We start from the raw sequence: 24267 nt of genomic DNA on the forward strand, positions 1-24267 counted from the left end.
GGGGGCCGGTCGGTGTACGGGAGTCGTGGTTCCCGGTCGTACGGGGCCGGCCGCCGCGGAGCACATCCGCGCCGGCCGGCCCCGCCACCGTGCGCGCGGGCCGTGTGCCGGGGCCCGTCGCCGGGCGGCCCGGCCGGTTGCCGTCCGCCGGCCCGCGCGCACACCTGGTCGGCTCAGGGCCGCGCGTCGGCCTGGGGGCCGATCTCCCGCAGCAGCCCGGTCGACACGTCGAAGACAAAGCCCCGGACGTCGTCGGTGTGCGGGAGGAACGGTGAGGTCCGCACCCGCTGCATCGACTGCCGGACGTCCTGGTCGACGTCCTGGAACGCCTCCACGGCCCAGGCCGGGCGCTGCCCGACCTCCCGCTCCAGTTCGTGCCGGAAGTCCTCGGTCAGGGTCTGGAGGCCGCAGCCCGTGTGGTGGATCAGCACGACGCTGCGGGTGGACAGGGCCCGCTGGCTGATGGTCAGGGAGCGGATCGTGTCGTCGGTGACCACGCCGCCCGCGTTGCGGATGGTGTGGCAGTCGCCCAGTGCGAGGCCGAGGGCGGCGTGCAGATCGATCCGCGCGTCCATGCAGGCCACGACGGCCACGCCCAGGACGGGGCGGGCCCCCATGCCCGGATCGGTGAACCCGGCGGCGTACTCCCGGTTGGACGCCACGAGGCGGTCGGTGACCGTCTCCGGGTCGCGGGGGCCGCCGGAGGACTGCGCGGAGGGTTGCGTCGACGTCGACATGCTGGGCTGCCTCATTCCGGTCGTCGGGGTGAAGGGACCCGTGCCGGGATGCCGGACGGTTCGAGCCGGATCACGATTCCCTTCGATGTCGGGGTGTTGCTGATGTCGGCCACGCTGTCCAGCGGCACCAGGACATTGGTCTCCGGGTAGTACGCGGCGGCCGACCCCGGAGTCGTCGGGTAGGGGATCACCCGGAAACCGCGGGCGCGGCGTTCCACCCCGTCGTGCCACACGCCGACCAGGTCGACGAGGTCACGGTCGGCGAGGCCGAGGGCCGCCAGGTCGGCGGGGTTCACCAGGACGACGCGGCGGCCTTCGTGGATGCCGCGGTAGCGGTCGTTCATCGCGTACGGGACGGTGTTCCACTGGTCGTGCGAGCGCAGCGTCTGCAGCACGAGGTGCCGCTCGGGGGCCTGCACCATCGCGAAGTCGTTGCACGTGAAGACCGCCTTGCCGCTCGGGGTGGGGAACGTCCCGTGGTTGACCGGGTTCGGCAGCGCGAAGCCGCCCGGCTCGGCCGCCCGGGCGGAGTAGTCGTGGAAGCCGGGCACGACCCGGGAGATGCGCTCCCGAATGGCGCCGTAGTCCGCCTCGAACTCCGCCCAGGGAAGGGACGGGCTGTCGCCGAGGGTCCGGGCGGCCAGCCGCGAGACGATCGCCACCTCGCTGAGCAGCGTGCGGGAGGCGGGCTCCAGCCGCCCGCGCGAGGCGTGTACCTGGCTCATCGAGTCCTCGACGGTGACGAACTGCTCGACGCCGCCCTGGACGTCCCGGTCGCTGCGGCCCAGGGTCGGCAGGATCAGTGCCGTCTCGCCGCACACCGTGTGGGAGCGGTTGAGCTTGGTCGAGATGTGCGCGGTGAGGCGGCACTTGCGCAGCGCCGCCTCGGTCAGCTCGCTGTCGGGTGCGGCCCGGACGAAGTTGCCGGCGACGCCGACGAAGACCTTGGCCCGTCCGTCGCGCATGGCCCTGATGGAGTCCACGGTGTCCCAGCCGTGCCGGGTGGGCGCAGTGAAGCCGAACTCCCGCTCCAGCGCGTCCAGGAAGGCCTGCGGCATCCGCTCCCAGATGCCCATGGTGCGGTCGCCCTGCACATTGCTGTGGCCGCGCACGGGGCACACGCCCGCCCCCGGCTTCCCGATGTTCCCGCGCAGCATCAGGAAGTTGACGACCTCGCGGATGGTGGGCACACCGTGCTTGTGCTGGGTCAGGCCCATCGCCCAGCAGACGATGACGCTCCTGCTGTTCAGCACCCGCTCGTGGACCTGCTCGATCTCCTCGCGGGTCAGCCCCGTGGCCTTGCGGACGTCGTCCCAGTCGGTCTTGCGGGCGTGCCGGGCGAACTCGGCGAAGCCCGTGGAGCGGGTGTCGATGAACGCGTGGTCCAGCACGGTCCCGGGCGCGGCGTCCTCGGCCTCCAGCAGGAGCAGGTTCAGCGCCTGGAACAGCGCGAGGTCGCCGCCGGGCCGGATCTGCAGGAACTGGTCGGCGATGGCCGTCCCGCGGCCGAGGATGCCGCGGGCCTTCTGGGGGTGCTTGAACCGCATCAGCCCGGCCTCGGGCAGCGGGTTGACCGCGACGACCTGACCCCCGCGCCGCTTGGTCTCCTCCAGCGCGGACAGCATCCGCGGATGGTTGGTGCCCGGGTTCTGGCCCACGACGAAGACCAGGTCGGACCCGTGGATGTCCTCCAGGGAGACGCTGCCCTTGCCGATGCCCAGGGTCTCGTTGAGTGCGGAGCCGCTGGACTCGTGGCACATGTTGCTGCAGTCGGGCAGGTTGTTGGTGCCGTAGGCGCGGGCGAAGAGCTGGAGCAGGAAGGCGGCCTCGTTGCCGACCCGGCCCGAGGTGTAGAACAGCGCCTCGTCCGGGGAGTCCAGGGCGCGCAGTTCACCCGCGAGCAGGTCCAGGGCGCCGTCCCAGCCGATCGGCTCGTAGTGGTCCGAGCCGGGCCGCTTGACCATGGGCTCGGCGAGCCGGCCCTGCTGGTTGAGCCAGAGGTCGGACTTCCCGTCCAGCTCGGACACCGGGTGTGCGCGGAAGAAGTCAGCGGTGACCCGGCGCGAGGTCGCCTCGTCGCTGATGTGCTTGGCGCCGTTCTCGCAGTACTCCTGGAGGTGCCGGTGTGCCGGGTCCGGCTCCGGCCACGCGCAGCCGGGGCAGTCGAAACCCTTGGCCTGGTTGATGTTCAGCAGGGTCAGCGCCGTCCGCCGGACCGTGGTCTGGCCCAGGGAGTACTGGATCGCGTGGGTCACGGCAGGCAGTCCGGTCGCCCAGATCTTGGGCGGCGTCACCTCCAGATGCTCGTCGCTCGGGTCCTCGATGGTGCTCACGTTCTGGCCTGTGCCTTTCTGCTGTTGCCCCGGTACCTGCGGATCGCGGTCGCCGTCAGATCACGCCCTGCGCCCTGAGGTCGGGCAACTCGGCCTCGTCGATGCCGAGTTCGGAGATGTAGATGTCGTGGTTGTGCTCACCGAGGAGGGGTGAGCGGGTGATGGTGGTGGGCGAGTCGGAGAGTTTGAGGGGGTTGCCCACGGTGGTGTACGAGCCGCGCTGGGGGTGCGGGACGTCCACGACGATCTCGTTGGCGCGCAGGCTGGCGTCCTCGATGATCTCCTTGGTGGACAGGATCGGCCCGCACGGGATGTTGTGGCCGTTGAGCTGCTCCAGGACCTGCCACTTGGGCAGCGTGCTGGTCCACTCCTCGATGAGCTGGAACATCTTGGCGAGCTTCGGCAGCCGCGCCTGGGGGGTGGCCCACTCGGGGTCCCGCGCCAGTTCCGGGCGGCCGATGAGTTCGGCGATGGGCGGCCAGCCGGTCGGCTGGACGATGACGTACACGTAGTCGTTGGGGCCGCCGGGCGCGCATTTGACGGCCCATCCGGGCTGGCCGCCGCCGGAGGCGTTGCCCGACCGCGGCACCTCGTCGCCGAAGTCGTCGTTGGGGTACTCCGCGAGCGGACCGTGGGCCAGGCGCTGCTGGTCGCGGAGCTTGACGCGGCACAGGTTGAGCACCGCGTGCTGCATGGCGACCTGCACCCGCTGGCCGCGTCCGGTGTGGGTGCGCTGGTACAGGGCGGCCAGGATGCCGGCGACCGCGTGCATGCCGGTGCCGGAGTCGCCGATCTGCGCGCCGGTCGCCATCGGCGGGCCGTCGTCGAACCCGGTGGTGGCCATCGACCCGCCCATCGCCTGCGCGACGACCTCGTACGCCTTGTAGTCGGTGTAGGGGCCCTCGCCGAAGCCCTTGATGGAGGCGTAGACGATCCGCGGGTTGATCGCGTGGATGCGTTCCCAGGTGAAGCCCATCCGGTCGATGGCGCCCGGGGCGAAGTTCTCCACCATCACGTCACTGCGGCCGATGAGCTCGGTCAGGAGCTCCTTGCCGCGCGGCGTCTTGGTGTTCAGGGTGATGCTCCGCTTGTTGGCGTTGAGCATCGTGAAGTACAGGCTGTCCACGTCCGGCAGGTCGCGCAGCTGACTGCGGGTGATGTCACCCCCCGGCGCCTCCAGCTTGATCACGTCGGCCCCCAGCCATGCCAGCAACTGCGTCGCCGACGGCCCGGACTGCACGTGCGTCATGTCCAGAACACGAATGCCTTCGAGTGCCCTGCTCATCGCCGTCCCCACCTCACCTGTCCACACCGACCCGACCGACTGACTGACTCCTGGACTGTAGATTGCATACCGTATGGAGTTCCTTCATGGTCGCGGCAGGCGTGACGGATGTCCAGACCGCGCCGGCAAATATTTGCCCGTACGGGCACCCCGCGGGGCCGGGCGGGGAGGCCCCGCGATTCAGGACAAGTGGACGGCGGCCAGCGGATATCCGCCCGCGTCGAAGGTCTCCTGGCACACGGAGAAGCCGAACGCGGTCCCCAGGCTCCCGAGGAACCGCTTCCGCCAGTCCCCGGAGCGGTGACCGCCCTCCCCCCGGCAGGCTTCCCTCACGGCCTGGTCGAGGAAGGCCGGCTCCCCTGCCCCCTGCCGGCTCCCGGACCCGCCGGGGATCTCGCCGTGCCACACCTCCCGGCCGCCCTCGAAGCAGGCCATGAGGCTCATGCCCTTGGCGGCGATGTTGTAGAGGAGTACGGCCCGACCGGTCCCGCGCGGCAGCGCGAAGTCCTCGCGGAACGGGACGAGGTAGTCGAAGTGCCCGGCGAGGAACGACCACTCGCCCTCTTTGCCGTAGACGGTCAGCAACGGCTCGTCGGGGACCCGTGTACAGGGGTGGGTCCGGTCCCAGACCGCCTTGGCCTCCGCGCCCACCGGCTCCGGCATCTCCCACGGAACCGCGCCGAACACCACCGCCAGGTCCTGCGGTGCGATGCCCTCCGCGAACACCAGACCCGCCTGCACCCCGAGGAGGGGGTCGGCGTCGTCGTCGGGCCACCGTGCGCCGATCCATGCGATGCCGTCGTCTGCCGCCATGACCGGGGACCGTAACAGCGCGGTCCGACAGCGGTGTGCGGCCCGGGGCGGGGTGCGGGACCGGACGCCGTGCTCGCGCCGCGGAGCGCTCCGCCCGGTACCGGTTGCCCCGGTCGCGGCCTCCCCTCGCGGGACTTCCCGGTGACCGGCCGGGCCCCGAGTACGCCCACGTCTCGAAGCGCCCGCCCGACTGGCCGACGCCGCCCCCAAGTCGCACTCGGCGCCGCCGTCGACGGCCGCACAGGCCGCCCAGGGCGCCGCTGACGGGCGGCACCGCCCCAGGAGCGCACGAGGGGCCTCTGCCGCCCCTGGGCGGCCCCTCAGGCGCCAGGGATGGCCATCTCCAGCCAGACCGTCTTGCCGCGCCCGTTCGGGGAGCTGTTCCACGCCCTGGTCAGCGCGTCCACGAGGAAGAGGCCGCGTCCGGACTCCGCCTGGGAACTGCCCTCCTCCGTGAGGGAGAAGGCCGACGGGACGGGCGGGTCGCTGTCGGAGTCGCGGACCTCCATGCGGATGTTGTCGCGGAAGGCCCGCAGCCGTACGTCGACGTCGCTTCCCGCGTGGATGAGCGCGTTCGTCACGACCTCGGAGGCGACGAGCTGGAGGTCCTCCGTCATCTCCTCCAGGCCCCACGCGCGCAGCGAGTCGTGCACGAAGCCCCGGGCCGCCTTGACGCCCAGCAGGTCGTGCTCCTGAAGGTGGAGATGACCCGTCCGGGAGCCGTCGCGGACGTCGGCGCCCTCGAAACGGGCCAGCAGCAGTACCGCGTCGTCGCGCCGCTGGTCGAACCCCGGCATCTCGGCGACGACGCCGTCGGCGAGCTCTTCGAGGTTGTCCCCCGCCATGCAGCCGCCGGTACGGAACAAGCCGGCCGCGGCGGCGGTGGGGTCGGGCACGCACGCGTCCAGCAGCCCGTCCGAGTACAGCATGAGCACCGACCCCGGCACGACCGTGTGCTCCCGCGCCCGGCAGGCACCGCCCACGGCGACACCGAGCGGCACGTTGGAGGGGGCCTCCAGGACGGCGACACCTCCGTCGGGCCCCATGACGAGCGGCGGTGGATGGCCCGCGAGGGCCACCTCGGCCACGCCGTCGGCGGTGTCCAGGGCGATGACGCAGCAGGTGGCGAGCAGGTCGGTGCCGAGCCGGGCGAGCAGTCTGCCGGTCCGGTCGATCACCGCCGCCGGCTTGTGCCCCTCGGTCGCGTACGCCACCACCGCGCCGCGCAACTGGCCCATGAGGGCGGCGCTCTCCATCGCGTGCCCCTCCACGTCGCCCACCACCAGCACGACACGGCGGCCCGGCAGGTCGATCACGTCGTACCAGTCGCCGCCGACCTCGGACGCGGCGACGGCCGGCTCGTAGCGGGCCGTCGTCGTCAGCTGGGGCGATTCCGAGAGCACCGGCGGGAGCAGCCGCTTCTGCAGGGTCTCGGCGAGTGCGTGCCGCTTGCGGCCCAGTTCCACCCGCTCGACGGCCGGGCCCAGCGTGCCCGCCATCATCGCCAGCACCGCCCGCTCCTCGGGCGAGAAGCGGCGCGGGCCGGCGAACTCCAGGCAGCACACGCCGACGACGTCGTCCTTCCCGATGAAGGGGAGGTCGATGACGTGCCGGTTCCCGACGAGCGGGAGGTAGGCCGCGGAGGGGGACCCGTCGTCGGGCAGGAGCGGGCCGGCCGCGAGCGGAGCGCAACCCCCGGCGACGACCAGTGTCCGCCGCCGGACCGCCTCCGCCGCGGGCTGCGCGGTGTGCAGCCCGCTGCCGTGGATCCGCCGGGCCAGGTCCGCGGAGTCCCCGCTGTGCCCGACGACCCAGAGGCGCCCCCGGCCGACGGACGCCAGCACGAGCGCCCTGGCCCGGAACGGCGCCATGACGCAGAAGCCCGCCGCCCCGACGAGCTGGTCCAGGGTCGTGGCCTGGTTGACCATCTCGGAGAGCCGTCGCAGCGGGTACATGAGGCTCAGCCCCACGGAGCCGGCGACGCCGCGCACCCCCCACAGCACGTCCCCCGCCGTCTCGTCCACCACGTCGGTGCGTGCGGCGCGGTCGATGGGCACCACCGCGGGCATGTGGCCCGGCACGATCGCCGTGCCCCGCTCGGCCAGCGCCGCGAAGGTCTGCGCGAGCCGGTCGCCGAGCGCCGCCAGCCGCGCGCGGTCGGCGGCGTCGTAGCCGCCGCGGTTCTCCGGCCGGAGGACGGACAGCGCGCCGAAACGCACTCCTTCGCAGACGAGCGGGGTCGCGGCGACGGCGAAGGGGTAGTGCGGCAGGTCGAGCGGCGGATCGGACCGGTCCTCGACCTGGGGGTCCGGATCGGTCAGGACCACGACCGCTTCGGTGGCCAGGGCACGCGAGGAGGCGTAGGGGGCGTCCAGCGTCATGTGCCCCGGCAGCGTGAACACCGAGGGCGAGCTGCCGCCGATCATGGCCGCCTTGAGTTCGCCGCCGTCCGCGGTCAGGAGGTAGACGGCCGCCGCCACACCGTCGAGCCGCTGCGCGGCGTCGCGGAGCGCACGGTAGACCACCGCCGCCAGATCGCCGCCCAGCGCCGGGGAGGGGACCGCTTCGCGGTCGTGTCCTGTGACTGTCCGGCTGCTCATCACGGAGGTTTCCTGTCCGTTGGCAGTATATGTGCGGCGTATGCGCGATTCCTACCGGAATGCCCGTGCCCGCTCACCCGCCGGTCGACGCCTCCGGCGGCCCGGCCCGGCGCGGGCCGCCCGTACATCCGGGCAAACCCGCCGAAGTTCGCGCAGCCGGGGTGACCTCGCCGGGGCCCGACTTGTACCGTATAGACCCTGGCTCAGGTTGTTGGGTCGCAGACAACCGATCGTACGTCCAGGCGAAGGGCCGTGTTCAGGACCGCGTCATCTCCATCCCCCCAGATATCGGCTAACCCGCAGATCACGGGGGTCGTTCAGAACTTCTGCAAGGCGGGTGATGGTGTGCGCGTGACGCACGGACTGCGTGTGCTCTCCGTTTATGAGGGCTTCTTCTCCGGTGGGGCCCGGATCCTGCACAGCGACGTCGTCCTCGGACTGCGCGAGGGCGGTCAGCACCACAGCGTGCTCAGCATGCACGGCGAGGTGCATCGGGAGGCGACCCGCCAGCCGATGGAGAACGACGCCTGCTACCGGTCGCTGACGGCGGCCGGGGTGGACGTCACCTCCCTGGGCCGCAGTTTCGGGCCGACCGGGGGCCCGACGGCCTTCACCGGACCGGAACTGGCCGCCACCGCCAGGGCGACGGCGGCCGCCGACGTCATCCTGTCGCTCAAGGAGCAGCCCCTGGAACTGCTCAACCAGGCCGGCCTGCCGCTGCGGCCGGTCGTGGTCTGCCTGCACCGCTCCGACCCGGAGAACCAGGGCCAGGCCCTCGACGAGCTCAAGGCCGCCGTGGCGAACGGGAGGATCGCGGCCTGCGTGTGCTGCGCCGAGTCCACGCGCGTCGCGTACGAGGCCGCCGGGATCCCGGGCGAGCTACTGCATGTCATCCCCAACGGTGTCGACCTGCTGCGCTTCCGCCCCGACCCCGCGCGGCGGGTGCTGCTGCGCTCCGCGCTGGGCATCCCGGACCAGGCGCCGGTGGTCGTCTTCGCCGCGCGCTACGCCACGATGAAGAACGTCCCGCTGTTCCTGCGGGCCGCGCAGGCGTGGCTGCGGCGCGAGCCGGACGGGCACGTCCTGATGTGCGGCGCGGGCATGACCGAGGCCAACCTCGCGCTGCGCGCGGACATCGCGGACGCCTTCGGCGACGGGGCGCGGCTCCCCCGCGGGCTCCATCTGCTCGGTGTGCGGGGCGACATGGAGACGGTCTACGCGGCCGCCGACGTGGTGGCCCTGACGTCCTCCTCGGGGGAGGCGGCGCCGCTGTGCCTGATCGAGGGCATGATGTGCGGCGCCGTCCCGGTCGCCACCGACGTCGGCGACACCGCGGCGATCGTGGCCGGCCACGGCATCATCACCCCGCAGGACCCCGAGGCGATCGGGGAGGCCTGGGCCGACGCCCTGGCCCGCCGGGCGGAATTCGGCGCCTCGATGGCCCTCAGCCGCGAGCGCTTCAGCCGCACCCGCATGATCGCCGCGTACGCCGCGCTCCTCGACCGCGTGCACCAGGGGATGGGCGCGGCACCGCTGCCGGAGGCGCTCTGAGGGACACGGCCGGCGACGGGGCGATGACGCTCCGCGCCGTGCGGGGCAGCCGGGGAACCGGCCGCCCCGCACGGCGTCCCCGTCGCCGCGGCACGCCCGCGGAAAGCACAAAGGCCGACCGGGATCACTCCCTGCCGGCACTTTCCTCGCTACGTCTGCTGTGTCCGAGGGGGGACTTGAACCCCCACGCCCGATAAAGGGCACTAGCACCTCAAGCTAGCGCGTCTGCCATTCCGCCACCCGGACCGGGTGTCCGACCGCGGGGCATCCCCGCGGCGACAAGGACAACGATACCAAGGATTCGGGGCGGGTTTCACCTGCGTATCCGCAGGGCCGCGGCACCGTACGCCGCCCTCCCCCCGGGGGGGGTCGCGGGGCGCACGGTGCCGCGGTCTGCGCTCATCGGTCATCGGGCGCGGCTCACGCCGGACGCACCTCCCTCAGTGCGCCGCTGCGCGTGTAGAGGAAGCCCCGCAGCGCCTCGGTGTGCGGCAGCTGCGGGTTGCCCTCGACGCGGGCCATGCAGACGCGCAGGTCCTCGTCCGGGTCGCTCAGCGCGGCGCAGTCCTCGTGGTGCACCAGCACGATCTCGCGGGTGCCCTCCCGTATCTGGCTCAGCCGCAGCGAGCGGAGCGCGTCGTCGGTGACGCACCCGCCCGCGTTGCGGATGACATGGGCGTCGCCCGCACGCAGGCCGAACATCGCCTCGACACCGAGCCGGGCGTCCATGCAGGCGAGGATGGCGACCCGGGTCTGCGGCTCGCGCTTCCTCGGGTCGAGGGGGATCAGGGCGGCGCCGACGTCGTGGCGGCGGACCAGCAGGTCCTCGGTGCCCGTCATCACAGCAGCCCGCGGACGATGAGCGCGGTCTCCGAGGGCGTGCTGCCGACGGCGACGCCCGCGGCCTCCAGGGCCTGCTTCTTGGCCCGGGCGGTGCCCGCCGAGCCGGAGACGATGGCGCCGGCGTGGCCCATGGTCCTGCCCTCGGGGGCGGTGAAGCCCGCGACGTACCCGACGACGGGCTTGGTGACCAGGCGCGAGATGTAGGCCGCGGCCCGCTCCTCGGCGTCGCCGCCGATCTCGCCGATCATCACGATGAGGTCGGTGTCGGGGTCGTCCTGGAAGGCGCGCAGGCAGTCGATGTGGGTGGTGCCGATCACGGGGTCGCCCCCGATGCCGACGGCGGTGGAGAAGCCGAGGTCGCGCAGCTCGTACATCAGCTGGTAGGTGAGGGTGCCGGACTTGGAGACCAGTCCGATGCGGCCCGCGGTGGTGATGTCGGCGGGGATGATGCCCGCGTTGGACTGCCCGGGGCTGATCAGGCCGGGGCAGTTGGGGCCGATGACGCGCGTCCCGGCCGCGGTGGCGCGGGCCCGGAAGGCGACGGTGTCGTGCACGGGGACGCCCTCGGTGATGACGACGACGAGGGGGGTCCCGGCGTCCGCCGCCTCGTCGACGGCGGCGCGGACGAAGGGCGGCGGGACGAAGACGACGCTGACGTCCGCGCCCGTGGCGCCGATCGCCTCCTTGACCGACCCGAAGACCGGGATGATGCGCCCGTCGAACTCCACATGGGTGCCGGCCTTGCGCGGGTTGACGCCGCCGACGACGTCCGTGCCCGAGGCGAGCATGCGCCGGGTGTGCTTCATGCCCTCCGAGCCGGTCATGCCCTGCACGATCACTTTGCTGTTGCGGTCGATGAAGATGGCCATCGCGATCAGCTCCTTGCGGGCGCGGCGGCCCGCGCGGCCGCGCCGTCCATGGTGTCCACTTGCTGTACGAGGGGCCCCAGCGACGGCGCCGCGGCGGCGAGCACGGCCCGGCCGCGCTCGGCGTTGTTGCCGTCGAGGCGCACGACGAGGGGCTTGGTGAGGTCGACCAGGCCGAGGGCCTGCACGATGCCGTCGGCGACGGCGTCGCAGGCGGTGATGCCGCCGAAGACGTTGACGAGCACGGAGGTGACGTCGGGGTCGGAGAGGATGACGCCGAGGCCGTCGGCCATGACCTGGGCGGAGGCCCCGCCGCCGATGTCGAGGAAGTTGGCGGGGGCGCCGCCGTGGTGGGCGACGACGTCGAGGGTGCTCATGACGAGGCCCGCGCCGTTGCCGATGACGCCGACCGTGCCGTCGAGCTTGACGTAGTTGAGGCCCTTCGCCCGGGCGGCGGCCTCCAGGGGGTCGCCCTCGCCGGGGGTCTCGTAGGCGGCGTGGGCGGGGTGGCGGAAGCGGGCGTTGTCGTCGAGGGACACCTTGCCGTCGAGGGCGAGGATGCGGCCGTCCTCGGTCCGTACCAGCGGGTTGACCTCGACGAGGAGGGCGTCCTCCTCGGTGAAGACCTCCCACAGGGCGACCAGGACGGGCACGGCCTCGTCCGGCAGGCCGCCGGCGGCGGCGATCTCGCGGGCCTTCTCCTCCGTGACGCCCTCGTCGGCGTCGACGGGGACGCGGGCCAGGGCCCCGGGGCGCGTGGCGGCGACCTCCTCGATGTCCATGCCGCCCTCGGCGGAGGCCATGGCGAGGAAGGTGCGCTCCGTGCGGTCGAGCAGATAGGCGACGTAGAACTCGTCCTGGATGTCGGCGGTCTCGGTGAGCATGACCGTGCCGACGGTGTGCCCCTTGATGTCCATACCGAGGATCGCGCGGGCCTTGTCCTCCGCGTCCGCGGGATCGGAGGCGAGTCTCACACCGCCCGCCTTGCCCCGGCCGCCGGTCTTGACCTGGGCCTTCACCACGACCCGGCCGCCCAGGCGCTCGGCCGCGGCGCGGGCCGCGGCGGGTTCGTCCACCACGGAGGAGTCGAGCACGGGGACGCCGTGGTCCGCGAAGAGCTCCCGTGCTTGGTACTCGAACAGATCCATCGTCAAACGCACCTGCCCTGACTGGAGTCGGCGGAGAATCCGGTGCACACCTCTGGACACCGGACGGCCGATGAGGGATAAACGTCTGCATACAGTATTCGTCGGCTGTATGCAATGTACAGACTGCTGAACGGAATCGCACCAAGGACCCACCCACCGGCCCCGAACGGAAGGACCCCGCTCGCCATGTACGAGGGCAACTCCGCACCCGCCGCCGGTACTTCTCCCACCGCGCCGTCACGCGCGGCACCCCTCGCCAGGAACATCACCGGCGGTACGCCGCCGTAGGCGGACGGGACGGCGCGCACGTCCCTCCGCGAGCGCGGCCCAGCCGCCGCGCCCGGGCCGCGCAGTCGGCCCGCCACTGATCCTGCCCGGACGACGTCGTACCGGGCAGTCGCTCCCGCTTGCGAGCGGAGCACAAGGGGCGGCACCGGTCCCGTGACACGCGACCGGACCGCCCGCCCCGGAAGCACCACAAGAGAACCGTCCAGGGGGCGCTGGCCCGGCTCTTACGAGGCAAGGGGAACGACAATGGCGTCATCGACATCGTCTCAACCACCCAGCTCATACACGGAGGTGACGGACCGCAACGGCCGCACGTACCGGATCGGCGAAACCGACCGGCAGATCATGGGGCGGCCCCGGTGGACCATGGTGATCCTGCCGTGGGTCGCCATGATGGCCATCAGCTCCTCGGAGTACGCGTTCACCTCCGCCGAGGACACGCTCGCCGACGCGCACAACTGGCACGGCGCGCACATCTTCTGGCTGCTGGGCGTCTGGATCCTCTTCCAGGCGGCGGTGGCCTTCCCGGCCGGCAAGATGCGGGAGAACGGCACCCTGTCGGCCCGCGCCGCCATGGTGCTGGGCGCCGGCGGCACCCTGCTCGGCTACCTGTCGCTGGCCCACGCGCCCAATGTCTTCTGGGCGTACCTGGGCTTCGGCTTCTTCGGCGGCGGCGGCGCCGGTTTCGTCTACGCGACCTGCATCAACATGGTCGGCAAGTGGTACCCGGAGCGGAAGGGCGGCAAGACCGGCTTCGTCAACGGCGGTTTCGCCTACGGGTCGGTGCCCTTCATCTTCCTGTTCAAGAACTACATGGACCTGGACAACTACGGGAACGTCCTGATCGTGGTGGGTATCGGGCTGGCGCTCGCCGTCGCCGTCAGCGGCTTCTTCTTCAAGGACCCGCCGAAGAACTGGTGGCCCGCGCACATCGACCCGCTCGCGGTCTCCGACGACCCCCGGGTGCGCCGGGCGCTGGAGAAGAACCCGCCCGCGGTCAAGCAGTACACCCCGATGGAGGCCGTCAAGACCGGTGTCCTGCCGCTGATGTGGTTCTGCCTGCTCTGCACGGCGGGCGTGAACATCTTCGGCATCTCGTTCCAGGTCGACTTCGGTGACGAGATGGGCTTCGCGGGCGGCATCGTGGCCCTCGCCATGAGCCTGAAGGCCATCGTCAACGGCACCGGCCGCGGTGTCATCGGCTGGATCTCCGACCGGTACGGGCGCCGGCAGACGCTGACCTTCGTCTGCGTGGTGCTGGGCCTGGCGCAGTTCGCGGTCTACTTCTCCGGCTCGATGGGCAGCATGCCGCTGTTCCTGCTGGCGTCGATGATCTCGGGCTTCGGCGGCGGCGCGATCTTCCCGTTGTTCGCGGCGATGACCGCGGACTACTTCGGGGAGAACAACAACGCCTCCAACTACGGCCTGGTCTACAGCTCCAAGCTGGTCTCCGGCCTCGTCGGGGCGGGCGTCGGCAAGATCGTCGTGGACGCCTGGGGTTATGGCGGCGCCTTCATCCTGGCCGGCTGCATCGGCCTGTTCACCGGTGGTCTGTCGCTGCTGCTGCGGCAGCCGGGCCGTCCCCGCGCCAAGGACATCCGGCCGAACCCCCAGCCCATCAGCCGGGAGATGGTCTGAGGTGCCCACCGGGCACCGGGTGACCCCGGCGGCGTCCGGTCGCCGGACGGCAAGAACGGCAAGAACGGCATGACGGGAGCCTCAGCCGTGGAACCTCACGGCTGAGGCCCACGCGGAGGTCATCCGGAGCGGTCTGCCGCGATCGCCTTGTGGTGCCGGATGACCTCTTCGACAATGAATTTGAGGAACTTCTCCGCGAAGGCCGGGTCGAGGTGCGCCTCCTCGGCCATCTGCCGCAGCCGCGCGATCTGCTCGGCCTCGCGCCGCGGGTCGGCGGGCGGCATCTGGTACGCGGCCTTCAACTCGCCCACCTGCTGCGTCGCCTTGAAGCGCTCCGCGAGCAGGTGGACCAGGGCCGCGTCCAGGTTGTCGATACTGCCGCGCAGGTGGCGCAGGCGCTCCAGCGCGGCCGCGTCGTCCGCGTGTCCTTCGTTCATCCGCCCAGCCTATCCAGCGCCGCGGTGATCAGTCGGTACGCCCCGTCGCGGCGACCGTGACACCCAGGCCGATCATGGCCAGGCCGCCCGCACCGCCGACCATCGACAGCCGGCGCGGCGAGCGCGCGAACCACGAGCGGGCCGCGGAGGCCACCAGGCCCATGGTGCTGTCGGAGGCCAGCGCGATGACGTTGAAGACCAGGCCGAGCAGCAGCATCTGCACGGTGACGTGCCCGGCGGCGCGATCCACGAACTGCGGCAGGACGGCCGCGTAGAAGACCATCGTCTTGGGGTTGGACACCCCGACGACGAAGCCCTCGGCCAGTGTGCGCAGCGCGCCACGCGCCGCCCCCGCCTCCGCGGCGGCCATGCTGAGCGCCTTGCGGTGCCGCAGCGCCTTGGCCCCCAAATACACCAGGTACGCGGCGCCGGCGAGCTTCAGCGCGGCGAACAGCAGCGCCGAGCGCTCCACCACCGGGCCGACGCCGAACGCGACGGCCAGGACGAGGACGTAGGAGCCCAGGGTGTTGCCGGCCACGGAGGTCAGCGCGACGCGGCGGCCGTGCGCCAGCGCGCGGCCGATGACGAACAGCACACTGGGGCCGGGGATGAGCACCAGCACCAGCGATACCAGGGCGAAGGCCGCCAGTCGGTCGAAGGTCACCATGGCGGGAGGGTAATCGGGTATATCTTCCGGCGCACTGGATTATCGGCGGGGCTGAAAGGCGGGACGGACATGGGTGAGCCGCAGGGCAAGGAGCTGGAGGCGGTTCGGGCGCGGCGGGAGGAGCTGCGCGCGGCCTATCTGCGCGAACCCGGCAAGCGGCCGGAGACGACAGCGGCGGGGGTGCACCACGTGGCGTTCATCTGCCGCGACGTCGAGGAGACCATCCGCTTCTACCAGGAGTTCCTGGGCTTCCCGCTGGTGGAACTGGTCGAGAACCGCGACTACGCGGGCTCCAGCCACTTCTTCTTCGACATCGGTCACGGGAACCTGCTGGGCTTCTTCGACTTCCCCGGCCACGAGCACCCCGAGCAGCACGAGACCATCGGCGGTCTGCAGCACATGGCGCTGTCGGTGACGGCGGAGCAGTTCGACGCGGCGAAGGAGCGCCTGGACGCGGCGGGCACCGAGTACCTCGGGCCGGACCGGGGCGTGGACAACAGCCTGTACATCCGCGACCCCAACGGCCTCAATCTGGAGCTGTACCGGGAGAGGCTCGGCTACTTCGAGGGCAACGCGCTGTTCTGACCTCGCGAGCCGGTCCCGCGGGCCGGTCCGGTCCCGCGGGGCGCCGCGCTCAGTCCTTGTCGGCGCGGTGGTGGTAGGAGGTGCGGGTCTGCTCGGTGTGGCCGCGCATGACCTCGCTCGCCCGCGCGGCGTCGCGCGCGGCGATGGCGTCGATCAGCTCGCGGTGCTCGATCCAGGACTGCATGCCGCGCTGCCGGGCGACCGGGGTGTAGTACCAGCGCACCCGCCGGTCGACCTGCCGGGAGAGTTCGGCGAGGACCGCGTTGCCGGCCAGCTCCATCACGTAGGCGTGCAGGGCGGCGTTCGCCGCGACGACGGCGTCGACGTCGTCCACCGCGACCGCGGCCTCGCCCGTCCGGCACAGCTCGTCCAGCCGCTCCAGCCCCTCGGCGCCGGCGTTGGCGGCGGCCAGGCGCGCGGCCTCGGTCTCCAGCAGCGCACGGACGACGAGCAGCTGGTCGGCCTCCTCCTCGGTGGGCTCGTGGACGAACGCGCCCTGGGCCGGGCGCAGATCGACCCAGCCCTCGGTGTTGAGCCGCTGCAGGGCCTCGCGCACGGGCTGGCGGGACACGCCGAGGTGGCCGGCGAGTTCGGTCTCCACCAGATGCTGGCCGGGGCTCAGCGCCCGGGTGATGATGAGTTCGAGCAGTGCCTCGTACACCCGCTCGCGCAGGGGTCCTGGACGCTCCAGTTTGGGCACTGATCCCTGTGACAGCCCAGTGGACAGCATCTCGGCCCCCTGCCTTTCCGGGGATGATTGGCTTTCGTCTACAGTCTACCGGGGGTGGGGCCCGCTGAGGACACCGCCCCGGCGCGTGACCCTCTTCACATCTGGGACGCGGGCCTTCCCTTATGCGGCGCCGGTGAGTTGGGCGGTCTTGACCGTCACCAGCACCACCAGCACGGCCAGCGTAGCGACCGCGCCCACCACCTGGACGAGGGTCCGGTGACGGGCCGGGGCACGGGCGATGACCAGCCCGAACACGCCGCCGGTGAGCAGGCCGCCGAGATGGCCCTGCCAGGACGTGATGGCCGCCGAGATCACCATCCAGACCAGCAGCATCACGATCAGCTGGTTGCCGCCGAGGGGGTCGTAGCGCAGCCGCCGGCTCAGGATCCAGTACGCGGCGCCCAGCCCGAAGACGGCCCCGGAGGCCCCGAGCGCGGGCGTGTACGGGGCGAGCACGTACGTGGCGACACCGCCGCCGAGGGCGGCGAGCAGGTAGAGCCCCAGGTAGCGGACGCGTCCGAGCTGGCCCTCGACGACCCGGCCGATGTTCCAGAGCGCGGCCATGTTGAACAGGATGTGGGTGATCCCGAAGTGCCCCTCGGTCGGGGCGAGATGGAGGAAGGACGAGGTGATCAGCCGGTACCACTCGCCGTGCGCGACACCGATCGCCCGGAAGCCCGGGGGGACCGGCCCGCCGCGGTAGACGTAGCTGTTCCCGTCGGGACCGAGCAGTCCCGACCCGAGGGCGTCCAGCCGGACGACGATGTCCGGGCGCATCAACTCGGCGACGTACAGGGCGACGTTCAGCGCGATCAGCGCGTACGTCACCGCGGGCACGTCCGAGGTCGCGATCCTGCCGCCGAAGGCCGTACGGGCCTCGCGGACACCGCGGTTGCCCTCGCGGACGCACTCCGGGCACTGGTGGCCGACGGACGCCTCCCGCATGCAGTCCGGGCAGATGAAGCGGTCGCAGCGCGTGCAGCGGACGTGCGATTCGCGGTCGGTGTGGCGGTAGCAGGTGGTGACCGGGGGCTGGGTCCCCTGATCGGCGTCCGTGGTACTCACGAGTGACAGCCCCTGTCGGCGTACGGCACAGCGGATTCGCACGGTTGTACCCAGTTGCGGCACCGCGCGTCAAACCATGGCCGCGAGGCTGTTCCGCGCTGCGCGACCGGCCAATACAGTGATCCCGTGACGAGCGAGGTATCCGCCGCCGAGCAGCCGGAGTTGGTCCTGCGAGGGGGCGGTGTGACCGCCCGCTTCGACGGGGACGACGTGCACGTGAGCGAAGGGCACGAGCGGCGCCGCATCCCGGTCGCCGCGATCGAGGAGGTCCGTGCGGCCGGCCCGCAGGGCAGCACCGCGGAGATCGTCCTCACCACCGCGGGCGGGCCCGCGACCGTGCACTCCGTCACGCACCACAACTCCCGTGCCGTGACGGCGTTCGCCGCGGCCGTCAACGCCGCGATCCCGCCGCGCGACGCCCACGAACCCCGGGAGGACGGCACGGCCCTGGTGGAGGTGACCTCCACCAAGTCCCGTCCCGCGCGCGACGACGCGAAGCCCGCCGAGGAGGCCACCGCGGCCGAGGCCGCCGGGGGGATCGTGTTCCTGCTCGTGGCGCTGGGCTGGCTGACGGGTCTGGTCTGGCTGCTCGTCGACGGCGAGGGAGGACAGGCGCTCCGCTGGGGCCTCGGTTTCCTGCCTTTTCTGATCGGCGGCGGCGCGTTGTACGGGTTCGTCTCGGAACTGGACAAGGGCCTGGCCCTGCGTCGGCGCGGCATCACGGTGGTCGCCGTGTTCGACCGCAAGGAGGAGCCCGCGGACAGCGAGCAGTCGGCGGTGACGGTCTACCGCTTCACCGACCTCAAAGGGGTCGTGCACGACTACCGGGGCTCCGGCCGCAAGGTCGAGGGCGACGCGCGGCGCGTGGAGATCACGTACGACCCGGACCACCCCGACGTGGTCTCCGGCACCGGCTGGTACGCCCGGCTGACCGGCATCACCGCGCTGGGCCTGCTCACCCTCGCCCTGCTCGCCGGCGCCCTCTACCTGACCGTCGGCAGCGTCGTGGACGTGTTCTGACCCCCGCGCCCCCGCGCACACGGCACTTGACCACCTCGCTGAATGTTGTAGACAATCTACGAGCACCCGCGCCGCGCGCCACCGCGCCCGCGCGTGGCAACCTCTGTACCAAGGGCCGAACCGGCCGCCCGCACGGACAGAACCGGGACTGATCGACATGGGACGGGTCACCGAACGGCGCCGCGTACTGCGGATCAGGGACGGCGCCATCGACCACCGGGCGGACACCCTGGTCGCCGAGGAGCCGCTGGAGATACGGCTGAACGGCAAGCCGCTCGCCATCACGATGCGCACACCGGGCGACGACTTCGCCCTGGCCGCCGGATTCCTCGTCAGCGAGGGCGTGCTCGGCAGTGCCGAGGAACTCGCGAACATCGTCTACTGCGCGGGCGCGACCGTCGACGGGTCGAATACGTACAACATCGTCGACGTGCGGCTCGCGCCCGGTGTCCCTGTCCCCGACATCACCCTGGAGCGGAACGTCTACACGACGTCCTCCTGCGGCCTGTGCGGCAAGGCCAGCCTCGACGCGGTCCGCACGACCGCGCGCTGGCCCATCGCCGACCCCTCCCCCCTCCGGCTGGAACCGGCCCTGCTGTCCGCCCTCCCCGACCGGCTGCGCGCGGCCCAGCAGGTCTTCGACCGGACCGGCGGTCTGCACGCCGCCGCGCTCTTCACGGCCGACGGCGAACTGCTCGACGTCCGCGAGGACGTCGGCCGCCACAACGCCGTCGACAAGATCGTGGGACGGGCGCTCCAGCAGGGCCTGCTCCCGCTCGCCGGGAAGATCCTGATGGTCTCCGGCCGCGCCTCCTTCGAGCTCGCCCAGAAGGCGGTCATGGCCGGCATCCCCGTCCTGGCCGCCGTCTCCGCCCCGTCCTCCCTCGCCGTCGACCTGGCCGCCGAGTCGGGCCTCACCCTCGTCGGCTTCCTCCGCGGCACCTCCATGAACGTCTACGCGGGCGAGGAGCGGATCGCCCTGCCCGCGCCGGTGGCCGGCCGGGGCTGATTCCGCCGGTCCGCCGGGGGTAGACAGCGTCTACCACGCGGTGGACACTGTCCACCATGTCCGCCATGCCCGCCACGGCCACCGACCCCCGCGCCCGGCTGCTCGGCGCCGCGCTCGCCGTCCTCGACGAGGACGGCGTCGAGGGGCTGACCCTGCGGGCCATCGCCCGCAGGGCCGAGGTGTCGCACGGCGCCCCGCTCAAGCACTTCCCGCACCGCGCGGCACTGCTGTCGGCCGTGGCGACGGCCGGATTCCGGGAGCTCAACGCCTCGGCGGAGGCCGCGGTGCGGGACTGTCCCGAAGGGGCCTCGGCGCGGGCGCGGCTGCGGGCCGGCGCCCGCGGCTACGTGGCCTACGCACTGGAGCGGCCCGCCATGTTCGCGCTGATGTTCCGGCACGACCTGCTCGACCCCCAGGACAAGGAACTGAGCCGGGTGAGCCTGTCGGCCTTCGACGACCGGCTGCTCGTACTCGTACGCGCCGCCCAGGCGGACGGCTGGCACCCCGAGGCCGACTCCCGCGCGCTCACCGGCGCCCTGTGGTCGGGACTGCACGGCCTGGTGCAACTCTGGCTGTGGGGCTCCCTTGCCCTCGCGACCGGCGCGCCGTCCGCAGACGCGGCGCTGGACGCCCTGTTCACCTCGTACGACCTCAAGGAACGCCCACGATGACCGAGACCTACGGCTTCGACCGCGAGACCGCCCTGACCCCCCGCCCGGACGACCCCTCGCTCCGGGACGGCGAGCTCCACGAGGGCTGGCGCATCGGCATGGGCATCAACGGCGGCCTGCTGCTGGCCCTGGCCGGGCGGGCGCTCGCCGCCGAACTCGGCGGGGACGACCGCGGGCACCGCGACCCGTTCTCGATCAGCGCCTACTACCTGTCGACCTCGCACCCCGGCCCGGTCACCGTCCGCACCGAGACGCTCCGCCGCGGCCGCACGGTCTCCACCGGGACGGCGTCGGTCGTGCAGGACGGCCAAGAGCGGCTGCGCGCCATCGCCACCTACGGCGACCTGGACGGCCACGACCACGCGGGTGACGTACGGACCTCCGCGACGCCCCCGCAGATGCCGCCCCCGGAGCGGTGCGCCGGCACCGACCTGGCGCCGCCCGACTTCCTGAAGATCGCGCCGATGCTGGACCGCATAGAACTGCGGCTGGACCCGGACACCGTCGGCTGGGCGGTCGGGGCCCCGTCCGGACGCGGCCTGATCCAGGGCTGGCTGCGGCTGCCCGACGGACGTGAGCCGGATCCGCTGATGCTGCTGCTGGCCGTCGACACGCTCCCGCCGGCCAGCTTCGACCTGGGCATCGGCGGCTGGGCCCCCACCCTGGAACTGACCGCCCATGTCCGGGCCCGGCCCGCGCCGGGCTGGCTGCGGCTCAAGCACTCCACGCGCAACTTCGCCGACGGCTACATGGAGGAGGACGCCGAGGTCTGGGACTCGGCCGGCCGTCTCGTGGCGCAGTCGCGGCAGCTGGCGCGGGTGCGGCTGCCGGAGGACGCGTAGGCCCCCAGCTACCGCTGGGAGGTGCCCCCGACCCTCGACGCTCCCCCGGCCCTCTGCCCGGGGGAGTTGTCGCATCGTCCATGCGGCCCGGCCACGCCGTCCACGAGGGAGCCTTACGGCTACCGTGCCCGCGCCCCAGGCACCGCGTCAGTGCAGTTGCTGACGCCAGTCCTCGGGCACCCTGCCGTGCGGGCCCGGGGAGGGCTGGGACTCCGGGCGGGAGGTCGGCGGGGGCAGGGCGGGCCCCTCGTAGTACTCCTCCGTGTCGACGTTCCAGAACCAGTCCTCACCGGGCTCGAAGCTGGTGATGAACGGGTGTCCCGCCTCCCGGGCGTGCCGCGTGGCGTGCTGGGACGGCGAGGAGTCGCAGCAGCCGATCCGGCCGCACTCGGCGCAGCGCCGCAGATGCAGCCACCAGCCAGGCCCCTGCCCCGCGCCGCAGTCGGCGCAGCCCTCGCCGCTCGGCTTGGCCGTGGGGTCGATGCCCGGGATCGTACGGTCGTCCGCCATGGTGGACCCGCCTCCTTCGCGCGCGATCATGTTCTCCCCGCATGCTAGCCATCCCGCCGCTCCCGCACCGCTCGAAGCGGCAGGCCCGCCCACGGCACGTACGGCCGGAGGGGCCGATGACACTCACGGCGGACCCGCTGTCGCCACCGGGCCGGGGGAACTGTCCTGGCAAACAGGCAACTCATGGCATTCAAGGGCTTTTTCGGTCTATGCCTTGCCTTGTCCTCCACGCCGCCTTCACACTTGTCCCCTCAGCGAGGCACCAAAGGGCGCAAACCGGCCTCGTTGACGGGGGGACAATACTGTGCGTCACACCACGCTGCCGGAAAATCTCGGCGACCGACTGCGGGCCGCGGCCGCGCTGCCCGCCCTGACCGTCCACCGGTCCGGGCTGCTGGGCCTCGCCGCCGCCGTCGACCGGCAGGCGGGCCGGACACCCCCGCGAGCGGGCCGGCGGAGCGGCGACCCCGGGCCCGTGCTGGAGGCGGACGCCGCGACCTGGGCCCAGCTCGACCTGCTCATGCTGTTCGGCCGCCCCGACACGTACCGCGTGCCGGCTCCGTCGGCACGCGAGGCGCGGGTGCGCTCCGTCCTGGGCCTGCTCCCCTCCCTGCTGGTCTTCCTCCCGCTGGTGGTCACCTGGTACGGGCTGAGCCGGGCGACCCACGCCTACCAGGAGCTGCGTGCCACCGGCGAAGGACGGCGCATCGCCGACGGGCGTACCTTCCTCGACCTGTGGCAGGACGGTTTCGCGGGCCATCTCAGCGGGGCGTTCACCTTCGGCGCGCAGGTGTGGTGGACACTGGCGTCCCTCGGCCTCCTCGTGGTGGTGACCCTCGCGTCCGGCCTGCTGCGCCGCGGCCAGGAGGGGACCGCGGAGGCGGCCGTGCAGGAGGCCGCGAACCAGCTGCTGCCGCTGCTCACGGAGACCCAACTCCACCTGCTGCCGCTGCGCTTGGAGACACCCGCCCGGTTCGCCGCCGAGTTGAGCGGCGCCGCCGCCCGGCTCACCACCCTGCTGGAGGCGGCGAACCGCACCCACGCCGAGAGCCGCAAGGTCACCGACACCACGGTCGCGCTGCTGCGCACGGCACAGCAGGACATCGAGAAGCTCTCCTCGGCGGCCGGCGCGCTCGACGTCGCCGCGGCCCGGCTGGACCGTTCGGGCGACCGCATGGCCGCCACGACCGAACGCACCACCGTGGCCGCGGAGGCGATGGGCCGGCTGGTCACGGAGGACATCGAGCGGGCGCGCACGGAACTGGCCGCGGCGGCGGGCGCGACGGCCGACGACATCCGGCGGGCGTCGGAGACCTCGGCGCAGCGCGTCACGACGCTGGGCGACGAGGCGGTCCGCACGGTCGCCGCCCTGTCCGACGCGGCCACGCAGCGCATGGCGGACATCGGGGGCCAGGTCGAGAAGGCACTCGAAGTGACCGCGCAGCAGGGCCGGCAGCTGGTCGGCAACGCCTCGGCCCAGGCAGGCGCCTCGCTCACCCGGCTGCTGGACGAGGTACGGGTCGCCGCGGCCGCGCTCGACCGCTCCAGCAGCCGGCTGGGCGCGGCCGGCGGCGGGCTGTCGGAGTGGCTGGAGTACACGCTCGGCGAGGGCGCCGACCGCATCGCCCGCACCTATGAACTCGCCATCGCCACCGCGGCGGTGGAACTCAGCAGACGGTTCCACGAGGCGGGCGGCGGCGTGGAGAGCGCCCTGGCCGCCCTGACCGAGGCCGTCGGCCGGCTCAACGGCACGGTCGGCGCCCTCCGTGAGCCGCCTGTCGCGGCCACCGCGCCAGGCCACCCCGCGGACCCGCAGTGGCAACCTCCCGCCGACGCCGTGCCCCATGTCCCCCACGTCCCCGCCGTGCCCGCGGACCGGCAGCCGTCGGACGACACCCAGGTCCCCGACGGGGGTCAACCGCCGCTGCGGGGCGGCACGGTGCTCCTGCGCCGCTCCCCCGGCCACGCGGCGCGGGACGACGGAACGGACGGCGCGGCATGAGAGGCCCCGGGGTGACGCACCTGGCCGGATGGCTCTTCGCCGACCTGCTGCTCGTCCTCGTACTGATCGTGCTGGGCGGCCAGACCGTCCACACCGTCCAGGACGCGGCACCCGCACCGGCCGCCCGGGCCTCCGCCGCGCCCTCGGCCACACCGTCCGCCGCGCCGTCCGCTGCGGCGCCCCCCAACAGGATCGGCATGGACCCGGTCAGCAAGCGCCTGAAACTGCTCGTCAGCCAGGACGTGGCGGACGACCTGCGCGGCTCCGGCAGCGCCCGGGAGGCGGCGCGGCGCCGGATCAACAAGGAGGTGGACCGGGTCCTGGCCGGCGAGAGACGGCGCGGCGCGATGATCTTCGTCTGGGGCTCGGACGGCGGATGCGCCGGCTGCGCGGCCGACTCCGACCGCAGCTCCCGCTACGCCGACGCGGCGGCCGAGGCGATACTGCGGGGCCACCACCGGCTACTCCCCCGCGACGCCGCCTTCTACCGCGGCTACATCGATCTGAGCGGCTCCTCCGGTGCCCTGCGCATGGAGGTCTTCTTCTACAACGCCTGAGCGCCGGCCCGGAGCCGGCGCCTCCCCCGCCCACCAGCCACCGCCGGACCCCTCGCGCGGGACACCGGCG

General features: G+C 72.5%; 22 protein-coding genes and 1 tRNA gene. 9 read left to right on the forward strand and 14 right to left on the reverse strand.

Annotated elements, in window-relative coordinates; translation table 11 throughout:
• Positions 1-173: 173 nt before the first annotated feature.
• The 5 genes from ACIP9H_RS01430 to ACIP9H_RS01450 all read right to left on the reverse strand — a co-directional run bounded on the left by ACIP9H_RS01430 (position 174) and on the right by ACIP9H_RS01450 (position 7768).
• Positions 174-737, reverse strand: coding sequence for a beta-class carbonic anhydrase (locus ACIP9H_RS01430; RefSeq protein ID WP_401584889.1), 564 nt, complete (start codon positions 735-737; stop codon positions 174-176).
• Between the two features lie 11 nt (positions 738-748).
• Positions 749-3070: an FdhF/YdeP family oxidoreductase gene (locus ACIP9H_RS01435; protein WP_401584887.1), complete on the reverse strand. Its 2322-nt coding sequence runs from the start codon at positions 3068-3070 to the stop codon at positions 749-751.
• A 55-nt stretch (positions 3071-3125) separates the two neighbouring features.
• Positions 3126-4355 carry a formyl-CoA transferase gene (gene frc, locus ACIP9H_RS01440; protein WP_401584884.1) on the reverse strand — a complete coding sequence of 410 codons (1230 nt, stop codon included), beginning with the start codon at positions 4353-4355 and terminating at the stop codon, positions 3126-3128.
• Positions 4356-4535: 180 nt separating this feature from the next.
• Complete coding sequence (locus ACIP9H_RS01445) at positions 4536-5168, reverse strand: hypothetical protein (protein WP_401584882.1); 633 nt, start codon at positions 5166-5168, stop codon at positions 4536-4538.
• A 320-nt stretch (positions 5169-5488) separates the two neighbouring features.
• Entirely contained in the window at positions 5489-7768 is a 2280-nt protein-coding gene (locus tag ACIP9H_RS01450; RefSeq protein ID WP_401584879.1) for a SpoIIE family protein phosphatase, read from the reverse strand.
• Positions 7769-8137: 369 nt separating this feature from the next.
• Between ACIP9H_RS01450 and ACIP9H_RS01455 the strand changes: the two genes are divergently transcribed.
• Positions 8138-9319 (forward strand): glycosyltransferase, encoded by a 1182-nt coding sequence (locus ACIP9H_RS01455; RefSeq protein ID WP_401585621.1) that lies wholly within the window; start codon positions 8138-8140, stop codon positions 9317-9319.
• Positions 9320-9480: 161 nt separating this feature from the next.
• On the opposite strand, the gene ACIP9H_RS01460 is transcribed toward ACIP9H_RS01455, so the two are convergent.
• From ACIP9H_RS01460 to sucC, 4 genes are all read right to left on the reverse strand, one after another.
• Positions 9481-9565, reverse strand: a tRNA-Leu gene (locus tag ACIP9H_RS01460).
• Positions 9566-9739: 174 nt separating this feature from the next.
• Positions 9740-10159 carry a beta-class carbonic anhydrase gene (locus ACIP9H_RS01465; RefSeq protein WP_401584876.1) on the reverse strand — a complete coding sequence of 140 codons (420 nt, stop codon included), beginning with the start codon at positions 10157-10159 and terminating at the stop codon, positions 9740-9742.
• On the reverse strand, positions 10159-11031 hold the full coding sequence (gene sucD / locus ACIP9H_RS01470) for a succinate--CoA ligase subunit alpha (RefSeq protein WP_401584873.1): 873 nt from the start codon (positions 11029-11031) through the stop codon (positions 10159-10161). Before sucD ends, ACIP9H_RS01465 begins: the two co-directional genes overlap by 1 nt.
• Positions 11032-11036: 5 nt before the next feature.
• Complete coding sequence (gene sucC, locus ACIP9H_RS01475) at positions 11037-12176, reverse strand: ADP-forming succinate--CoA ligase subunit beta (protein WP_401584871.1); 1140 nt, start codon at positions 12174-12176, stop codon at positions 11037-11039.
• 534 nt (positions 12177-12710) lie between these two features.
• On the opposite strand from sucC, the gene ACIP9H_RS01480 reads away from it, so the two are divergent.
• Positions 12711-14102, forward strand: a complete 1392-nt coding sequence (locus ACIP9H_RS01480; RefSeq protein WP_401584868.1) for an OFA family MFS transporter — start codon at positions 12711-12713, stop codon at positions 14100-14102.
• Positions 14103-14221: 119 nt separating this feature from the next.
• On the opposite strand, the gene ACIP9H_RS01485 is transcribed toward ACIP9H_RS01480, so the two are convergent.
• Both ACIP9H_RS01485 and ACIP9H_RS01490 read right to left on the reverse strand, forming a co-directional pair.
• Positions 14222-14539, reverse strand: a complete 318-nt coding sequence (locus ACIP9H_RS01485; protein WP_401584865.1) for a chorismate mutase — start codon at positions 14537-14539, stop codon at positions 14222-14224.
• A gap of 28 nt (positions 14540-14567) precedes the next feature.
• Positions 14568-15206, reverse strand: a complete 639-nt coding sequence (locus ACIP9H_RS01490) for a LysE family translocator (protein ID WP_360898860.1) — start codon at positions 15204-15206, stop codon at positions 14568-14570.
• 69 nt (positions 15207-15275) lie between these two features.
• Between ACIP9H_RS01490 and ACIP9H_RS01495 the strand changes: the two genes are divergently transcribed.
• On the forward strand, positions 15276-15791 hold the full coding sequence (locus ACIP9H_RS01495; protein ID WP_401584862.1) for a VOC family protein: 516 nt from the start codon (positions 15276-15278) through the stop codon (positions 15789-15791).
• A 49-nt stretch (positions 15792-15840) separates the two neighbouring features.
• Here ACIP9H_RS01495 and ACIP9H_RS01500 read toward each other — a convergent pair whose 3' ends face one another.
• Complete coding sequence (locus tag ACIP9H_RS01500; protein WP_401584859.1) at positions 15841-16521, reverse strand: GntR family transcriptional regulator; 681 nt, start codon at positions 16519-16521, stop codon at positions 15841-15843.
• A gap of 120 nt (positions 16522-16641) precedes the next feature.
• On the reverse strand, positions 16642-17586 hold the full coding sequence (locus ACIP9H_RS01505) for a rhomboid family intramembrane serine protease (protein ID WP_401584856.1): 945 nt from the start codon (positions 17584-17586) through the stop codon (positions 16642-16644).
• 126 nt (positions 17587-17712) lie between these two features.
• Between ACIP9H_RS01505 and ACIP9H_RS01510 the strand changes: the two genes are divergently transcribed.
• From ACIP9H_RS01510 to ACIP9H_RS01525, 4 genes are all read left to right on the forward strand, one after another.
• Positions 17713-18606, forward strand: a complete 894-nt coding sequence (locus ACIP9H_RS01510; protein WP_401956773.1) for a hypothetical protein — start codon at positions 17713-17715, stop codon at positions 18604-18606.
• Positions 18607-18763: 157 nt separating this feature from the next.
• Positions 18764-19615: a formate dehydrogenase accessory sulfurtransferase FdhD gene (fdhD, locus tag ACIP9H_RS01515; RefSeq protein ID WP_401584852.1), complete on the forward strand. Its 852-nt coding sequence runs from the start codon at positions 18764-18766 to the stop codon at positions 19613-19615.
• Between the two features lie 56 nt (positions 19616-19671).
• Positions 19672-20286, forward strand: a complete 615-nt coding sequence (locus tag ACIP9H_RS01520; protein WP_401956776.1) for a TetR/AcrR family transcriptional regulator — start codon at positions 19672-19674, stop codon at positions 20284-20286.
• A complete protein-coding gene (locus ACIP9H_RS01525; RefSeq protein ID WP_401956779.1) occupies positions 20283-21128 on the forward strand; it encodes a thioesterase family protein in 846 nt (281 codons plus the stop codon). The genes ACIP9H_RS01520 and ACIP9H_RS01525 overlap by 4 nt, the downstream gene beginning before the upstream one ends.
• A 147-nt stretch (positions 21129-21275) precedes the next feature.
• Here ACIP9H_RS01525 and ACIP9H_RS01530 read toward each other — a convergent pair whose 3' ends face one another.
• Entirely contained in the window at positions 21276-21638 is a 363-nt protein-coding gene (locus ACIP9H_RS01530; RefSeq protein ID WP_360898836.1) for a UBP-type zinc finger domain-containing protein, read from the reverse strand.
• 304 nt (positions 21639-21942) lie between these two features.
• Between ACIP9H_RS01530 and ACIP9H_RS01535 the strand changes: the two genes are divergently transcribed.
• A complete protein-coding gene (locus ACIP9H_RS01535) occupies positions 21943-23640 on the forward strand; it encodes a hypothetical protein (RefSeq protein WP_401956781.1) in 1698 nt (565 codons plus the stop codon).
• Entirely contained in the window at positions 23637-24197 is a 561-nt protein-coding gene (locus ACIP9H_RS01540; protein ID WP_401956784.1) for a hypothetical protein, read from the forward strand. Before ACIP9H_RS01535 ends, ACIP9H_RS01540 begins: the two co-directional genes overlap by 4 nt.
• The last annotated feature ends 70 nt before the right edge of the window (positions 24198-24267 follow it).

The organism is Streptomyces sp. NPDC088732, from assembly GCF_044751205.1.
GTDB lineage: Bacteria > Actinomycetota > Actinomycetes > Streptomycetales > Streptomycetaceae > Actinacidiphila.

Excerpts from the sequence above, each read along its gene's own strand:
- ACIP9H_RS01430 (WP_401584889.1), bottom strand. The coding sequence starts at position 737 with ATGTCGACGTCGACGCAACCCTCCGCGCAGTCCTCCGGCGGCCCCCGC.
- ACIP9H_RS01495 (WP_401584862.1), top strand. The coding sequence starts at position 15,276 with ATGGGTGAGCCGCAGGGCAAGGAGCTGGAGGCGGTTCGGGCGCGGCGG.
- ACIP9H_RS01485 (WP_401584865.1), bottom strand. The coding sequence starts at position 14,539 with ATGAACGAAGGACACGCGGACGACGCGGCCGCGCTGGAGCGCCTGCGC.
- fdhD (WP_401584852.1), top strand. The coding sequence starts at position 18,764 with ATGGGACGGGTCACCGAACGGCGCCGCGTACTGCGGATCAGGGACGGC.
- ACIP9H_RS01445 (WP_401584882.1), bottom strand. The coding sequence starts at position 5,168 with ATGGCGGCAGACGACGGCATCGCATGGATCGGCGCACGGTGGCCCGAC.
- ACIP9H_RS01450 (WP_401584879.1), bottom strand. The coding sequence starts at position 7,768 with ATGAGCAGCCGGACAGTCACAGGACACGACCGCGAAGCGGTCCCCTCC.
- ACIP9H_RS01490 (WP_360898860.1), bottom strand. The coding sequence starts at position 15,206 with ATGGTGACCTTCGACCGACTGGCGGCCTTCGCCCTGGTATCGCTGGTG.
- ACIP9H_RS01530 (WP_360898836.1), bottom strand. The coding sequence starts at position 21,638 with ATGGCGGACGACCGTACGATCCCGGGCATCGACCCCACGGCCAAGCCG.
- ACIP9H_RS01540 (WP_401956784.1), top strand. The coding sequence starts at position 23,637 with ATGAGAGGCCCCGGGGTGACGCACCTGGCCGGATGGCTCTTCGCCGAC.
- frc (WP_401584884.1), bottom strand. The coding sequence starts at position 4,355 with ATGAGCAGGGCACTCGAAGGCATTCGTGTTCTGGACATGACGCACGTG.
- ACIP9H_RS01520 (WP_401956776.1), top strand. The coding sequence starts at position 19,672 with ATGTCCGCCATGCCCGCCACGGCCACCGACCCCCGCGCCCGGCTGCTC.
- ACIP9H_RS01525 (WP_401956779.1), top strand. The coding sequence starts at position 20,283 with ATGACCGAGACCTACGGCTTCGACCGCGAGACCGCCCTGACCCCCCGC.
- ACIP9H_RS01480 (WP_401584868.1), top strand. The coding sequence starts at position 12,711 with ATGGCGTCATCGACATCGTCTCAACCACCCAGCTCATACACGGAGGTG.
- sucD (WP_401584873.1), bottom strand. The coding sequence starts at position 11,031 with ATGGCCATCTTCATCGACCGCAACAGCAAAGTGATCGTGCAGGGCATG.
- ACIP9H_RS01500 (WP_401584859.1), bottom strand. The coding sequence starts at position 16,521 with ATGCTGTCCACTGGGCTGTCACAGGGATCAGTGCCCAAACTGGAGCGT.
- sucC (WP_401584871.1), bottom strand. The coding sequence starts at position 12,176 with ATGGATCTGTTCGAGTACCAAGCACGGGAGCTCTTCGCGGACCACGGC.
- ACIP9H_RS01465 (WP_401584876.1), bottom strand. The coding sequence starts at position 10,159 with ATGACGGGCACCGAGGACCTGCTGGTCCGCCGCCACGACGTCGGCGCC.